General features: G+C 70.2%; 14 protein-coding genes. 4 read left to right on the top strand and 10 right to left on the bottom strand.

Translation table 11 applies throughout. From position 1 onward, the window contains the following. Positions 1 to 98 precede the first annotated feature (98 nt). The gene (locus tag FRAEUI1C_RS13950; protein ID WP_041260769.1) at positions 99 to 797 is read left to right on the top strand and encodes an SDR family NAD(P)-dependent oxidoreductase; all 699 of its coding nucleotides are present in this window, start codon (positions 99 to 101) and stop codon (positions 795 to 797) included. A 62-nt stretch (positions 798 to 859) separates the two neighbouring features. On the opposite strand, the gene FRAEUI1C_RS13945 is transcribed toward FRAEUI1C_RS13950, so the two are convergent. The 9 genes from FRAEUI1C_RS13945 to FRAEUI1C_RS13905 all read right to left on the bottom strand — a co-directional run bounded on the left by FRAEUI1C_RS13945 (position 860) and on the right by FRAEUI1C_RS13905 (position 9817). Continuing rightward, positions 860 to 1663, bottom strand: coding sequence for an SDR family oxidoreductase (locus FRAEUI1C_RS13945; RefSeq protein ID WP_013423949.1), 804 nt, complete (start codon positions 1661 to 1663; stop codon positions 860 to 862). Between the two features lie 28 nt (positions 1664 to 1691). Then, on the bottom strand, positions 1692 to 2990 hold the full coding sequence (locus FRAEUI1C_RS13940) for an acyl-CoA dehydrogenase family protein (RefSeq protein ID WP_013423948.1): 1299 nt from the start codon (positions 2988 to 2990) through the stop codon (positions 1692 to 1694). Positions 2991 to 3045: 55 nt separating this feature from the next. Then, on the bottom strand, positions 3046 to 4206 hold the full coding sequence (locus FRAEUI1C_RS13935) for a thiolase C-terminal domain-containing protein (protein WP_013423947.1): 1161 nt from the start codon (positions 4204 to 4206) through the stop codon (positions 3046 to 3048). Then, on the bottom strand, positions 4203 to 4625 hold the full coding sequence (locus FRAEUI1C_RS13930) for a Zn-ribbon domain-containing OB-fold protein (protein ID WP_013423946.1): 423 nt from the start codon (positions 4623 to 4625) through the stop codon (positions 4203 to 4205). Before FRAEUI1C_RS13930 ends, FRAEUI1C_RS13935 begins: the two co-directional genes overlap by 4 nt. Beyond that, positions 4622 to 5827, bottom strand: a complete 1206-nt coding sequence (locus FRAEUI1C_RS13925; protein WP_013423945.1) for a CaiB/BaiF CoA transferase family protein — start codon at positions 5825 to 5827, stop codon at positions 4622 to 4624. The genes FRAEUI1C_RS13930 and FRAEUI1C_RS13925 overlap by 4 nt, the downstream gene beginning before the upstream one ends. A gap of 35 nt (positions 5828 to 5862) precedes the next feature. Then, the gene (locus FRAEUI1C_RS13920) at positions 5863 to 7107 is read right to left on the bottom strand and encodes an amidohydrolase family protein (protein ID WP_232425424.1); all 1245 of its coding nucleotides are present in this window, start codon (positions 7105 to 7107) and stop codon (positions 5863 to 5865) included. A gap of 129 nt (positions 7108 to 7236) precedes the next feature. Then, complete coding sequence (locus FRAEUI1C_RS36250) at positions 7237 to 7800, bottom strand: nuclear transport factor 2 family protein (RefSeq protein ID WP_013423943.1); 564 nt, start codon at positions 7798 to 7800, stop codon at positions 7237 to 7239. A gap of 46 nt (positions 7801 to 7846) precedes the next feature. Further along, complete coding sequence (locus FRAEUI1C_RS36245; protein ID WP_013423942.1) at positions 7847 to 8785, bottom strand: NAD-dependent epimerase/dehydratase family protein; 939 nt, start codon at positions 8783 to 8785, stop codon at positions 7847 to 7849. A 114-nt stretch (positions 8786 to 8899) separates the two neighbouring features. Then, the gene (locus FRAEUI1C_RS13905) at positions 8900 to 9817 is read right to left on the bottom strand and encodes an enoyl-CoA hydratase (RefSeq protein ID WP_013423941.1); all 918 of its coding nucleotides are present in this window, start codon (positions 9815 to 9817) and stop codon (positions 8900 to 8902) included. A 346-nt stretch (positions 9818 to 10163) separates the two neighbouring features. On the opposite strand from FRAEUI1C_RS13905, the gene FRAEUI1C_RS13900 reads away from it, so the two are divergent. From FRAEUI1C_RS13900 to FRAEUI1C_RS13890, 3 genes are read left to right on the top strand one after another with little or no spacing between them, the layout of a single operon-like run. Further along, a complete protein-coding gene (locus FRAEUI1C_RS13900) occupies positions 10164 to 10964 on the top strand; it encodes an SDR family NAD(P)-dependent oxidoreductase (protein WP_013423940.1) in 801 nt (266 codons plus the stop codon). Between the two features lie 27 nt (positions 10965 to 10991). Further along, positions 10992 to 12230: an ABC transporter substrate-binding protein gene (locus FRAEUI1C_RS13895; RefSeq protein WP_013423939.1), complete on the top strand. Its 1239-nt coding sequence runs from the start codon at positions 10992 to 10994 to the stop codon at positions 12228 to 12230. Between the two features lie 12 nt (positions 12231 to 12242). Continuing rightward, a complete protein-coding gene (locus FRAEUI1C_RS13890; RefSeq protein ID WP_013423938.1) occupies positions 12243 to 13835 on the top strand; it encodes an MDR family MFS transporter in 1593 nt (530 codons plus the stop codon). A 53-nt stretch (positions 13836 to 13888) separates the two neighbouring features. On the opposite strand, the gene FRAEUI1C_RS13885 is transcribed toward FRAEUI1C_RS13890, so the two are convergent. Then, positions 13889 to 14884: an LLM class flavin-dependent oxidoreductase gene (locus FRAEUI1C_RS13885; RefSeq protein WP_013423937.1), complete on the bottom strand. Its 996-nt coding sequence runs from the start codon at positions 14882 to 14884 to the stop codon at positions 13889 to 13891. Positions 14885 to 14922 lie beyond the last annotated feature (38 nt).

The following is a 14922-nucleotide window of genomic DNA, read 5'->3' as shown; positions in this document are numbered from 1 at the left end:
TATAAGCTATTTGCATTAAATTGTGAGGTTTCCAGGCCGTGGCTTACCGCACGGAAACCGCGGTGGCCGCGCCGTCGAACGAAGGAGCGCCGCAGGAGATGGACACGGACGTCGCGATCGTCACGGGTGGGGCAGGCGACCTCGGGCGCGGAGTCTGCCGGGCTCTCACGAAGGCCGGGGCGACGGTGGTCGCGCTCGACCTCGACCCGTCCCGCGCGGACGGGGTGGAACGCGCCCTGCGCTGCGACGTCATGGACCCGGCCGCCTGCGCCGCCGCGGTCGAGGAGGTCGTCCGCGACTTCGGCGGTGTGAGCACGCTGGTCAACCTCGCCCAGGGCTGGAACAAGATGCCGCTGCTGGAGGTCTCCGACGCCGAGATGCGCCTGGTCTTCGAGTCGGGCCCGATGGCGTCGCTGCGGATGATGCAGCTGTGCCACCCGTACATGAAGGCGCGCGGCGGCGGCGCGGTCATCAACTGCGCGTCCGCGTCCGGGACCCAGGGCGGTGTGCGCGGCGAGGGCGTGTACGCCGGCGCCAAGGAGGCCATCCGCGGCATCACCAAGCACGCCTCCGTCGAGTGGGGGCCGGACAACATCCGGGTCAACGTGCTGTGCCCGGTCGCCACGAGTGACCCGAACCGCTGGCCGCCGACCGTGATCGACCGGATCCCGCTCGGCCGGCTGGGCGACCCGGAGACCGACGTCGGCGGGACGGTCGTCTTCCTCGCCGGGCCCAGCGGTTCGTTCATCACCGGCCGCACACTGTTCATCGACGGCGGTGCCGGAATGTACCGCTAAGGCTTCGCGCTTCTTCTCGGCGCGCCCTGAAAACGGTGGGGGCGCGCCGAGAACCGGCGCCGTTACCGTCCGGCGGGGCGGTCGCGGCCGGCGAAGGCGGACAGCTGCTCGCCGCCCGGATGACCCAGCGCGGCGCCGCCGTCCACCGGGAGGATGTGGCCAGTGGTGTAGCTGGAAAGGTCCGAGAGCAGAAACAGCACCGCGGCCGCGACCTCGCTCGCCTCGCCACGCCGGCGCAGCGGAATCCCAGGAGCGACCTCGCCACGTTCCTGGTCGCCGGTACGGGTCGTCCCGGGCGAGACGGCGTTGACGCGGATGCCGTGCGGGCCCCAGGCGAGCGCCATCGACCGGGTCAGCGCCTCCAGGCCGGCCTTCGCCGCCGCGTAGGCGCCGAGCAGCGGGGCGCCGCGGGCGGCCCCGGACGAGATGTTGACGATGCTGCCGGTCTCCCCCGCGGCCAGCAGCGCCGCGCCGACCTCCCGGCAGGAGACCGGCACGTACCGCAGGTTGCGCTCCATCACCCGGTCGAAGGAGTCGATCGGCTGCGCGCTGGGCCGGTGGTACTCGCCCGCCGCGCCGCCCACGACGTTGACCAGGTTCCTGATCGGGCCCAGCTCGTCCTGGAGCCGGGCGATGGCGGCGACCAGCGATCCCTCGTCCAGGACGTCGGCCACCGCCGCCGCGACGGCGACCCCAGCGGCCCTGACCAGCCGGAGCAGCGCCTCGGCGTGGTCGGCGTTGTGCGTGATCACCGCGACGGGTGCGCCGGCGCCGGCCGCGGCGGCCGCGACGGCGGAACCGATCCCGGCTCCGCCACCGCCGACCACCAGGGTGGGCCGGCCGGTCAGGTCGAGGCGGCTGCGCACGTTGACCCGTTCTCGCCCACGCCCGGTCTCAGCCGTCGACTTCCTTGAGCCGCTCCGCGAAGTGAGCCGCCGCCTCGGCCCGCCGGGTCGGGATGTGCTGGGTCGGCCACAGGCCAGGCGCCGGCTTGTACTGCTTGAGCACCCGGCGGCTCAGGGTGGCCTTGTGGATCTCCGAGGGGCCGTCCGAGAAGCCGGTGACGAACTGGATCAGGAACATCCTGACGAGATCCAGCTCGGTGGTGATGCCCAGCGCCCCGTGGACCTGGATCGCCCGGCCGACGATGTCCTGGATCAGCCTCGGCGCCAGGATCTTGACGGCCGCGATGTCCTCCCGGACCCGGGAGTAGTCGTTGTAGCGGTCGATCTTCCAGGCGGTCCGCAGGACCAGCAGCCGGAACTGCGCGAGCTCCGCCCACGAGTCGGCGACGTACCCCTGGACGTACTGCTTGTCGGCGAGCAGGCTGCCGCGGGTCGTGCGGCTGAGGACCCGCTCGCACATCATGTCCAGCGCCCGCTGGCACACGCCGACCGCCCGCATGGCGTGATGCACCCGGCCGCCGCCCAGCCGGGTCTGCGCCACCGCGAAACCCTGGCCCGGCTCGCCGAGGAGGTTCTCCGCCGGCACCCGCACGTTGTCGTAGTGGACGAGCGAGTGACCGCCCTCGTCCTCGGTCTCGCCGTACAGCCCGATGTTCCGCTCGATCCGGACACCCGGCGTCGCGCTCGGCACCAGGAACATCGAGAAGGCGTTGTGGACGCTGGCCTCGGGATCGGTGCGGACCATGACGACCAGGAACTCCGCCCACCGCGCGTGCGAGGAGAAGAACTTCCAGCCGTTGATGACCCAGTCGTCGCCGTCCCGCACCGCGCCGCAGGTGAACTGGCCCGGGTCCGAGCCACCCTGCGGCTCGGTCATCGAATAGCAGGAGACGATCTCGCCGTCCAGCAGCGGCCGCAGGTACCGTTCCTTCTGCTCCGCGGTGCCGTAGTGCGCGAGCACCTCGGCGTTCCCGGTGTCGGGCGCCTGCGTCCCGAAGACCAGCGCAGCCCAGTGCGACCGGCCGAGGATCTCGTTCATCAGGGCGAGCTTCAGCTGCCCGTAGCCCTGGCCGCCGAGGTCGGGGCCGAGGTGGCAGGCCCACAGGTCCTGGTCACGGACCCGCTGCTGCAGCGAGCGCACGACCTTGGCGACGTCGGGGTCCATCGGCCGTTTGTAGACGTCACGCGGGTGGAGCACATCCAGCGGCTCGACCTCCTCGCGGACGAAGGTCTCGATCCAGTCGAGCTTTGCCTGAAACTCGGCGTCGGTCTCGAATTCCCAGCTCACGAACGTCTCCTCTGACGGTGTTGGGCAGCACGGCGTCGGACGGTGCGGCGATTCCTCACGACTCGGCCGTCAGCACCATGGCGCCGCATTGCGGATAGAGGCCGGAGGCGACGAGGGCGACGCGGGCGTCGGGCACCTGCCGGGCGTCGCACTGCCCCCGCAGCTGAAGCACCGCCTCGTTCAGGAAGCTGACGCCGTGCAGCCGGCCCTCGGCCAGCTGCCCGCCCGCGGTGTTCATCGGCAGCTCGCCACCGGGCCCGATCCGGTCGCCGTTCCCGAGCCAGTCGCCGGACTCACCGAGACCGCAGAAGCCGAGCGCCTCCAGCCAGTGCAGCGTGACGGAGGTGAAGCCGTCGTAGATCTGCGCCACGTCGATGTCGGCCGGACAGAACGCGGAACGTTCCCAGAGGCGGCGCGCACACGGAATGGTCCCGCCGTAGAGGTAGTCCGCGCCGAAGATCCAGTCCACCTCGGGGCCGGTGCCGTACGCCATCGAGTCGATCAGCACCGGCCGTTGGCGCAGGTCACGGGCTCGCTCCGCGGTGGTGATGACGGTCGCGACGGCCCCGTTGACCGGGTAGTCGCAGTCGAGCAGCCGCAGCGGGTCGGCGATCATCCGCGACCCGAGGTAGTCGTCCATCGAGATCGGGTCACGCAGCACGGCGCGGGGGTTGAGCGCCGACCAGCGGCGGGCGTTGACCGCGATACGGCCGAAATCCTCCTCGCCGCGGCCGTACTGCGCCATCCAGCGCTGCTTGACCAGCGCCATGTTCATCAGAATGCCGCCGAGATAGCCGTACGGCGTGAGGAACTGGTCGGCGCCCCCGATCCGGTCCGGGCCGGTGCGGACGCCACCGGTGTGGCCGGCGGCCCGGGTGAGGCAGCGGAACGCCAGCACCGTCTCGCACACACCCGACGCCACGGCCATCACGCCGGCGAGCGGACCGGCCAGGCCGGACGGATTCGTCGGCATGATGTCGGCGAACGCCGTGAGGTTCGGCGCGCCGATCATCCGGGCGACATCCTGGGCTCCGGGCGACTCCGGCCCGAACTTGTACTCGAAGATGCCGTCGACGGCCGCTCCGGTGAGCCCGGCGTCCGCGAGCGCCTCGCTGACCGCCGCATGGGCGAGCCGGCGGGGAAGAGGCACGCCGTCCCGGCTCAGCGGCGAGTACCCGACGCCGACGATGGCGACGTCGCGGGACAGCGCGCTCATCCGCCCTCCCCGGCGGGACGGAACTGCGGCAACGCCACGTCGCCCCGCCGCTCGAACGTCACCTCGACCGGCATGCCCACCGCCAGCTTCGCGAGGTCCGCGCCGACGACGTTGGTGAGAATCCGCAGACCGGCCTGTTCCGCAAGCTCGACGAGGCCGACGACGTAAGGCAGGTGGTCGACGAAACGCTGGTGAAAGCCTCGTTCGACGACCGTGTAGGAATACAGCGAGCCACGTCCGCTGACCGCCGTCGGCGCCAGGTCCTCGCACTGGCAGTGCACGCAGACGATGTCCGGCGGGAACTGGAACCGCGCGCACCCCGCGCACCGCTGTAACAGCAGCCGGCCGGCGCTCGCGCCCTCCCAGTAGAAACGCGAGACCTCGTCGGGCTCGGGAACGGGCCGGGATTCCTCGCTCACACGACCGCCCCTTTGATCTTCGCTTCGAGAATGGCGTCGGTGTCCCACCCGAGCGACTCCAGGACCGCGTCGGTGTCGGCCCCGAACTCGGGCGCCGGGCGCAGCGTCGGCGGGGTCCCGTCGAACTGCACCGGGGAGCCGACGATGGACAGCTCGTGCCCGCCGTCGTAGCGCACCCGGTGCACGAACTGGTTCGCCTGGACCTGCGGGTCCCGGAGCACCTCGGAGACGGTGTTCAGCACGTCCCACTGGCCGTCCTGCGTCGCCAGCCGGTCGCGCCACACCGCGAGCGGCTCGGCCAGGAACGTCGCGTCCAGCTCCGCCACGCAGGCCTCGGCGTTCGCCGCCCGGGCCTTGGCGTCGGCGAACCGCGGGTCGGCTGCCAGGTCGTCCCGGCCGATCGCGGCGCAGAAACCGGGCCAGAAACGGTCGGCCTGCAGCATGCACAGGGAGACCCAGCGGCCGTCCGCGGTGGGATACGAGTTGACCAGCACGTTGAAGGGACGGTTCCGTGACGTCCGCGGCATCTCGTCCAGACCGGCCGCCGCCGCCCCGGTGATCGACATCTGCATCGCCCACATCGCGGTCGCGAGCAGCGAGCCCTCGACGATGGAGCCCTCGCCCGTGCGGGCCTTCTTCGCCAGCGCCGCCGCGACGCCGCCGGCCAGCACGAGCCCGCTGGTCGCGTCACCGAACGCGCCCGCCGGCAGGGTCACCGGGTCCGTCCCGGGCGTCGTCGTCGCGGCCGCGGCTCCGCTGCGGGCCCAGAAGGTGATCCCGTCGTAGCCGCCCTTGTCGGCGTCCGGGCCACGTGAGCCCTGGCCCGTACCGGCGGCGTAGATGATCGCCGGGTTGGCGGCGCGGATCGACGCGACGTCGATGCCGAGTCCGGACCGCTGTGCCGGCAGGATGCTGGTCAGGAAGACGTCCGCTTCGGCCACCAGCTGGTGGACGATGCGCTGGGCGTCGGGATGCCGCAGGTCGAGCGCCATGGCGCGCTTTCCCCGGTTCCACATCTCCCAGGTGTAGCGAGGCCCGTCGGGCGTGATTCCCGCCGTCACCAGGGCGCGCACCGGGTCGCCGTCCGGGCTCTCGATCTTGACGACGTCGGCGCCCCACTCGGCGAGCACCGCGCCCGCGGCGGGAACCATTGCCCACATCGACACTTCCACGACGCGCACGCCGTCCAGCACACCCGCCATACCGAACTCCCTCGCTGCTCCCTCGCTCCTTCTCGTCACCCGCGGCTGAGCAGCGACCGCCAGGTGCCCGCCGACTCGGCGGCCCGCTGCGCGGCGGGCTTCGGGCTGATGTCCCAGCCCTCGGCGCGCCTGCGCAGGGCGCCGACCGTCGCGAGCTCCCGCGGGATGTGCGCGAAGGGGTCGTACTGGAAATGGCGGATCGCGTTCAGATGGGTGATCTTGTTGATGTCCGCGTCGGGCACGCCGGCCAGCCGCTTGTCCACCAGCTCGGGCGAGTGCGGCCAGGTCGTGTCGGAATGGGGGTAGTCGCACTCCCACATGACGTTGTCGATGTTCAGGTGCGCCCGGGTCTCGATCCCGACCGCGTCGTCGATGAAGCACGAGATCACGTGCTCGTTGAAGATCTCCGAGGGCAGCCGGCCGCCGAGGTCGGTCTTCGTCCAGGGGCGGGTGTGGTTGTAGATGTAGTCGACCCGCTCCAGGAAGTACGGCACCCAGCCGGTACCCCCCTCCGACAGGGCGACCCGCAGCTCGGGGAACTTCCGGAACATCGGGCTCCACAGCACGTCCGCGGCCGCCTCGAACAGGTTGATCGGCGACAGCGAGTAGAGCACCTCGATCGGCGCGTCCGGCGACGTCGTGGGCGACTGCGACGACGAGCCGAGGTGCATGCAGACCACCGTTCCGGTCTCGACGCACGCCTTCCAGACCGGGTCCCAGTAGTCGGTGTGGATGCTCGGCAGACCCAGCGCGAAGGGGTTCGAGGAGAACGTGAGGGCGTGGCACCCCTTCGCCGCCACCCGGCGGACCTCGGCCGCCGTCGCCTCGGCGTCCCACAGCATCGGCAGCGCCAGCGGGATGAAGCGCCCCGGATACGAGCCGGCCCAGTCGTCGATGTGCCAGTCGTTGTACGCCCGGACCATCGCCGCGGCCTGCTCGCGGTCCGGCGTGTTCATGAACAGCTGCCCGCAGAACCGGACGAAGGACGGGAAGGACATCGAGCCCAGCACGCCGTTCGCGTCCATGTCCCTGACCCGGGAGTGCACGTCGTAGCAGCCGGGCCGCAGCTGGGCCAGGCTCGCCGGCTCGAAGCCGAGCTCCTCACGGGGACGCCCCGCGACCGCGTTCAGCGCGACGTTGGGGATCTCGATCCCCTCGTACACCCACGCCATCGCCCCGTCGGCGCGCTCGATCAGGCGTGGCGCTTTGTCCTGGTACTTCGCGGACAGACGGCCCTCGAACAGATTGGGCGGCTCGATGACATGATCGTCAACACTCACCAGGATAAGGTCGTCGAGGTTCATGGGCGCTCCCGTCCGTTCATCGTCGCCCCCGCCCGTTTCGAGGGATTACTTCCAGTTCCGCCGACTCGCGGCGCCGGGGCAGGAGAACAGCGTTCCGGTCGCGGACTAGCTGTCGCCGTCGGCCGGCGCGTCGAGGTTGCTGGTGAAATGGTCGTCACCCAGATAGGCGCCGCGCCGTTCCCTGATGAGCCAGCGGCCGTCGACCTTGCGCAGCTGCCACTGGTTGTTGCCGGCGCTCAGAACACGGGTGCCCTGGTCGTCGGCGACGATGGCGACCTGGTAGCCCCTGGCCACCGCCTCGTCGCCCTGGATCTCGGTCACCAGGTTGTTGCCCTGCAGATGCATGGACTTGCCGTAGAGCGCGGGGCTGTGGTGGCCCTTCGGGTGGGTGATGAAGTCCCGGACCCCGTCCTTGGTCTCGTAGAGGACCCATTCCCCGGAGCCGAACGCGGCGCGGGCCTTCGCGCTGGCCGCGACCTTGATACGGCCGTCCTCGGTGTACAGCTCGACGAATTCCTCGTCCTTGCAGGTGTCGGCGGTATAGCCGTAGTGGGCCAGGAGATCACGGATCGCCCGATCGTCCTCCAGTTCCCGAACCCGGGCCGTCAGATCTGCGACGGTGGCGGCTAACGCGGTCAGTTTCGCGGCGAGGTCACTGGTCTCGCTCATGTCCACACTCCAGGGAGGGATTCGCTGTCAGGGCCGCCCGCGGCACCTATCGCCGGGTGATCCACTCGTGGTAGTCGCGGACCGCGGCCGCCATGGGGTACTCGACCTCGTAGCCGAGCTGCTGGCGCGCACGCTCGATGTTCATCGCGGGCCGCCGCGGGTCGATGGCCCTGGCCGACTCCTTGGCGCACTCACCGGGGATGACCGCGTTGATCCCGTCGGCGATCTCCCGGGCGCTGTACGGCTGGCCCATGCCGAGATTGAACAGCTCGGCTTCGAGCCCCTCGGCCCAGCAGGCCTTGAAGGTCCCCTGCGCGGCGTCCTTCGAGTAGATCCAGTCGGCCCCGGAGATGTTCACCTCGGCCGGCTCACCCGCCATCGACGAACGCAGCCAGCGCTCCATCGCCGTCGTGGCCCCACCGCCGCCGCCCGGCCCCCAGGGCCCGAAGACGGCCGCGAACCGGACGGCCACGACATCGAGGCCGTAGGTCTTCCGGTACGCCCTGCCGAGGTCCTCCGCGGCCTGCTTGTTCGCGGCGTACACATTGTTGGGGCGCGGATAGGCCTCCTCGAGGCCGTACCGGCCCTCGTCCGCGCCGCCCTCCATGCTCATATAGAGGGTGGACGAGCTGCACAGCACGACCCGTTCCAGCCCGAGGACTCGCGCGACCTCGAGGACATACGCGGTTCCCATCGTGTTGACCAGCGTGCTCGCGAGCGGAGCGGTATTGCTGCCGGCGGTCAGTCCACCGAACGCGGCGGTGTGAATGATCCGGGTAATGCCATAGCCCGTCACGGTGGCCACGAGCTCGAGCGGATTCGTCACGTCACCGCGCACGACAGTGCACCGCTCAAGATCGACGAATTCCCCGAGAGCCTCGGTCCGAGGCGAGAAGTCGAAAATGACGGGCGCGCGTCCGGCCTCCTGCTCCAACCGGGCTATCTGACAGCCCACCAGCCCACCACCTGTGATGAGCACGGTCACGGTAGACCTCCTGTGAGTCGCGCGCCCCACGTCAATCAGGGGGAGCCGCCCGTTCTAAAGTAAGCTTGTTAGCTTAGATTAAGCTTCCCGCCTTTAGGTGTCAAGAAACGATCTTCAGACGGCCCGGGGCGGCTCGCCCCCGGAGGCGTTCTTCTCCCGCGGACGCACGGGCGGCGCGTCCTTCCAGGCCGGGACGCCGTGCTCGGGCGTGCCGACCGCCCACTCCCCCTCCGTGACCCAGGCCCAGTGGGAGTGGTTCAGCTCGTGCAGGGTGAAGCAGGCGTTGAGCGCGTTGTAGAAGCCCATGTTGTCCACGGACTGGTTGACGGACTCCTTGATCAGCAGCGACGTGACGGTCGGCCGCTCGGCGATGCGACGCGCGTAGGCCAGCGTGCGCCCGCCGAGCTCGTCGGCCGGGAACACCTTGCTGACCATGCCGATCTGGTGCGCCTCGTCGACGGACAGCGAGTCGCCGGTGAGCAGCAGCTCCTTGGCCCGGCGCGGGCCGAACTCCCACGGGTGGGCGAAGTACTCGACGCCGCACATGCCCAGGCGGGTACCGACCACGTCGGCGAACTCGGTGCCCTCGGCCGCGACGATCAGGTCGCACGCCCACATCAGCATGAGCCCGGCCGCGTACACCGTGCCATGCACCTGCGCGATCGTGATCTTACGAAGATTGCGCCAGCGGCGGGTGTTCTCGAAGAAGTAGTGCCACTCCTGGAGCATCAGCGACTCCGCGCCCTTGCGGGTTCCACCGTTGATCCGCCGGGTCGGGTGCTGCCCCGGGCCCGGCGCACGCTCCTGACGGGCGACCGGCGAACCCATGTCGTGGCCGGAGGAGAACATCTTCCCGACGCCGCCGAGGATCACCACCCGGACCTCGTCGTCGGCCTCGGCCCGCAGGAACGCCTCGTGCAGCTCGACGAGCAGCCCGCGGTTCTGGGCGTTGCGAGCCTCGGGCCGGTTGAGCATGATCCGCGCGACGCGGCCTTCCTCGAGCGTTTCGTAGCTGATGAAGTCCCCTGGCATCAGGCCCTCCTCGACGTCTCTCTCGACGGACACGACGGGCAGCCGCGACCACCGCCCCGGGCGGCAGTCTGGCACGCGCACCCGCACATGTTAAGGACATAGACTTGAGTTCAGTCGGCGGAACCTCACCGGCAGTCGGGCCTCGTCTGGCCGCGGCCGCCTTACCGTGCTTGCCAGCGAGCAGCAGGCCGCCACCCCGGTTGGCCGCGCACCCCCCACCAGCAGGCCCCACTGGCGCCCCACAAGTTAAGTCATCATGTACAAGTTATGACCGTGGCGCTAGCGTCGCTCGTCACACGGACCGAAGCGGGCGACGGACGGCGGGCGACGGACGATGGAGAGGTCGATGGGGAAGTTAGAGGGGAAGGTCGCGATCGTCACCGGCGGCGCGGGCGGCATCGGGACCGGCACCTGCCGGTTGCTGGCGCGCGAGGGCGCCGCGGTCGTCGTGGCGGACATCCCCCAGGCGAAGCCGTCCGCACTGGCCGAGGAGCTCACCCAGGCCGGCCAGCGAGCGATCGCCGTCGAGGTGGACATCAGTGACGAGGCGCAGGTCGAGGGCATGGTGCGCGCGGCGCTCGACGCCTTCGGGCGCCTGGACGGCCTGCACGCCAACGCGGCGGCCACCCACCTCGTCGCCCGGGACGGCCTGCTGACCGAGCTGTCCCGCGCCGACCTGGAGGAGGCCTTCCAGGTCAACGTCGTCGGCACCTGGTTGTGCTGCAAGCACGCGATTCCCGCGATGATCGAGACAGGTGGCGGCTCCATCGTCGGGACGTCCTCGGCCGCCGCGACGCATGCCGACACGAACAAGACGGCCTACGGCATCACCAAGGCCAGCGTCGGCCAGCTGATGCGGACGGTGGCCACCCAGTTCGGCAAGCAGGGAATCCGGGCCAACACGATCCTGCCCGGCCTGATCATGCACCACCGCGTCACCAGAATGGGCGAGGACTTCAAGAAGATCATCCGCGCCAACGTGCTGACTCCCGAGTTCGGCGACGCCGACTCGATCGGCTCCCTCGTCGCCTATCTGTTCAGCGACGACGCCCGCTATCTGCAGGGCCAGGAGATCCGGGTCGACGGCGGCATGTTCGCCCATTCTGTCCAGTTCGCGTGGGAGCAGCCGGAGTCCACCAGCAGCTAGTACCACACCTGACCAGGACTGGAACCGATGACCAGCACCGCAAGACATCGATTAGCGCGCACCGCCAGTTCGGCCGCGGCGATCGGAATTCTCCTGGGCCCACTCACCGCGTGTGGTCATCCAGGGGCATCCTCCGCCGGCGCCTGCACCACCATCGGCATATCCGGCAGGCAGATCCACGCCGGTCTGTTACTGACGGAGACGGGAGCCTTCGCGACCTCGTTCCCGGCCTTCCGCGCGGGTGTCGATGCTCGCCTCGAAATGGCCAACGACACGGGCGGCGTGAACGGCAGGCAAATCACGTATTCCTACGAGGACGACGATTCCGACCCCAACCTCAACGGCGCCGCGGCTCACCGGCTCGTCGAGCAACAGAAGGTGTTCGGTGTCATGGAGGGCGCCGTCGACGGCGCCGGATCGGCCGACTATCTGGCGACCGCGGGTATCCCGGTCACCGGCGTGGGCGCCGACCCCTCCTGGGGCCAGCACCGGAACATGTTCGCCACGTCCTACTACCTGGCGGACGGCCCGTCGGTCAGCACCTGGGGCGACTTCGTCCACCGCGAGGGTGGGACCCGCGCCGCGCTCGTCGACACCGCGTACAGCGAGACCGCTCCGATCTTCAGCAGGCAGATGTCCGACAGCCTCCAGTCCGCCGGCGTCACGGTCGTCCTGCGCGCGCAGGTGACCCCCACCATCACCGACTTCACCCGGCTCGTCGGGCAGATCAAGAACGCCCACGTCGACACCATCACCGGCGGCGTGACCCCGGACATCCTGGCGAAGCTGCTTCCGGCGCTGCGGGCCGCCGATGTTCCGCTGAAGGTCGTCCTCGCGCCCGGCAGCTACGACCCGATCCTGCTCGCCCGACTGGGCCCGCTGCTCGCCGGGATGACGACCTTCGTGGACTTCGTACCGTTCGAGCTGGACACCCCGGCGCACCGGACCTTCCTCGCCGCCATGAACCGTTACTCGCCGCAGATCCAACCGCCGGCCCAGCAGAGCGCGGTCAACGGCTGGCTGGCGGCGGACATGTTCATCCGCGGCCTCCAGCTGGCGGGGACCTGTCCGACCCGCGCCGCGTTCATCCAGAACCTGCGCGCCGTGCATGACTACGACGGCGGTGGGCTGCTGCCCGGCCCGGTCGACTTCACGACGAACCTCGGCCAGCTCAACACCTGCTTCGACTTCGTGCGCACGGCCGACGACGGCCGCAGCTTCGTACCGCTGAAGCCGAGCCTGGTCTGCGGCCGTCGCCTGAACTGAGAGCTGAGACCTGTGTCCACCGCGCCCAGCCAGATCTCGGTGAGCCCGCGCCAGCTTCGGTTGATCTTCGTTGGGCTGATGCTGAGCGTTCTGCTGGCCTCACTCGACCAGACCGTCGTCACGACCGCGCTCCCGACGATCGTCGGCGACGTGGGCGGGCTGAACCACCTGTCCTGGATCGTGACCGCCTATCTTCTGGCCTCGACGGTTTCGGCGCCGCTCTACGGGAAATTAGGTGATCTCTACGGCCGCAAGACGCTGTTCCACGCGGCCATCGGGATTTTCATCGTCGGCTCGCTGCTGTGCGGCGCCGCCCAGAACATGCCCGAACTCATCCTTTTCCGTGCCCTGCAGGGATTGGGTGCGGGTGGGCTCGCGGTCGGCCCGCAGGCCATCGTCGCCGACATCATCCCGCCCGCGGAACGGGGCCGTTACAGCGGGCTGATGGGGTCCGTCTACGCGCTCGCCTCGGTGCTCGGCCCCTTGGTAGGCGGTCTGTTCACCGACCGGCTCAGCTGGCGCTGGGTCTTCTACATCAATCTGCCGGTTGGCGTCTTCACCGTCATCGTCATCGCCCTCGTCCTGCCGGCCTCCACCCCGCGGAGACGACAACGCGTCGACTGGGCGGGAACCGCGCTGCTGGGCGCGGCGGCGGCCTCGCTCATCCTCCTGCTCACCTGGGGTGGCAGCCAGTACGCCTGGACCTCACCGGTGGTCGCCGGCCTCATGGCGGCGACGGTCGTGCTCGCGGCCGCCTTCGTGGCGGTCGAGACGCGAGTGCCCGAGCCGGTGCTTCCGCTGCGCCTGTTCCGCAGCAGCGTCTTCGACATCTCCATTCTGGGCACCGCGGCGATCACGATGGCGATGCTCGGCCTGATCACGTTCATCCCGCTGTTCCTGCAGACCGTGCAGCGGATATCGCCCACGCTGTCCGGATTCGAGACGGCGCCCATCGTGACCACCATGCTGGTGTGCACGATCTGGGCTGGACGTCGGGTGGCCCGCACGGGCCGCTACCGCTCCTACCCCATCGTCGGCGCCGTGCTGCTCATCGCGGGCTCAGGCGCGGTCGCGCTCTTCGGCACCCGCCTCGACGCGCCCTACTGGCATACCGCGATCGGCATGGTGCTGTTCGGGGCCGGAGTCGGCCTCGCCACCGTGGTGTACGTCCTCACGGTCCAGAACTCCGTCCCCCACGGCGACATCGGGGCCGCGACCGCCAGCATGGCCTTCTTCCGTTCCATGGGCGGGGCCGTCGGCGTCGCCATCTTCGGCGGGATCTTCGCCCACCGCCTCGGCGCGACGCTCGGCGGTGGCGACAGCCCGCGGGGCATCGACGCGGCGCATGTGACCCCGGCCCAGCTCGGACGGCTCAGGGCGACGTCGCCGTCGGTCTACGAGCACTTCGTCCATGCCTTCGACGACGCCCTGCACCCCGTCTTCTGGGCCGTCGTCCCGATGGGTGTGGTCGCGCTGCTCCTCGCGCTCTTCCTCAAGGAGGTTCCGCTGCGGACCAGCAGGGGCACGCCAGCGCCAGCGGAGCACGCGTCGCCGCCGCGGGAGACAGCCGAGTCAGGCCCGTTCACCGGAGTCGTCGGAAGCTGACCGCTCGGCCGCCGAGGCCGCGCCGGTCACCAGCGCGGCCACACCGTCGATTCTCATGCCGGCTCCGTCGCCTCTGCTCGCACTCGGGGCACGACGTCCTCGACGATCGCGTGCAGCGTCGACCAGCCGAGCTCCGGCGGCGCTCCCCCGCACAGCGGCGCCAGCGAGAGGGGGCCCACCGTTCGGATGTGCTCGACCGCCTCGTCGGGGGTGAAGACGCGATACGGATGCCCCGCCTTCCGGAGACCGTCGGCGTCGTCCGCCGCGATGATCGCGTCGAGGCCGGTCTTGCCGGCGTCGGCGTTCCACCGGGCGTAGGTCTGGGCGTCGTGCAGCAGGTGCGGGCCCAGACGTTCCCACGCCGCGTCCGGGTCCCGGTCGACGAAGGCGACCGTCACGGCGTGCCGCGGCGCCTCGAAGAACGGACCGGGCTCGATGCCGCGCTCCGCGCAGGCGGCGCGGTAGGCGTCCTCCAGCCCCGGCTTCTCGGTGATCATGCCCAGCCCGTAACGCGCCGCGCGTCGGACCGCCGCCGGGGTACTACCGCCCAGGGTGACGAGCGGGCCTCCCGGGGTCTCGGGGGCCGGCGTCACACGCACGGACGGATCGAGCCCGGGTAGCGCGTCTCCCCGGAACGCGGCCTGGATGGTCTCGATGGCTGCCTCGAACCGGCGGACCCGCTCGGCGAACGGGATGCCGTAGAGGTCGAACTCGACCTGCCGGTACCCGAGCGCCAACACGAACGAGGCCCGTCTCTCGCTCAGAATGTCGAGGACAGCCATCTCCTCCGCGAGCTGCACCGGTTGGCGCAGCGAGGCGATGACGGCGCCCACCCGGATCGGGATGCGCTTCGTCCGCGCGGCCACCGCGGCAGCCATCAGGAGCGGCGCGGGCAGGTAGCCGTCAGGCGAGGCATGGTGCTCACAGATAGTGATGGCCAAGCCGCCGTGGCTGTCGGCCCATTCGGCCATCTCCAGCGCGGCGCGGTACAGCGCCGGCGCCGGCGTGAAGCCCGCGGGCGCGCGCATGTCGAACCTCAGTGCGTACATGGGTGACCTGCCTTCTCTACGCCCCCGCCGCTGCCGAA

The organism is Pseudofrankia inefficax, from assembly GCF_000166135.1.
Taxonomy (GTDB): Bacteria; Actinomycetota; Actinomycetes; order Frankiales; family Frankiaceae; genus Pseudofrankia; species Pseudofrankia inefficax.
Note: the sequence above shows the minus strand (reverse complement) of the source record. Positions and strands in the feature narration are given on the sequence as shown.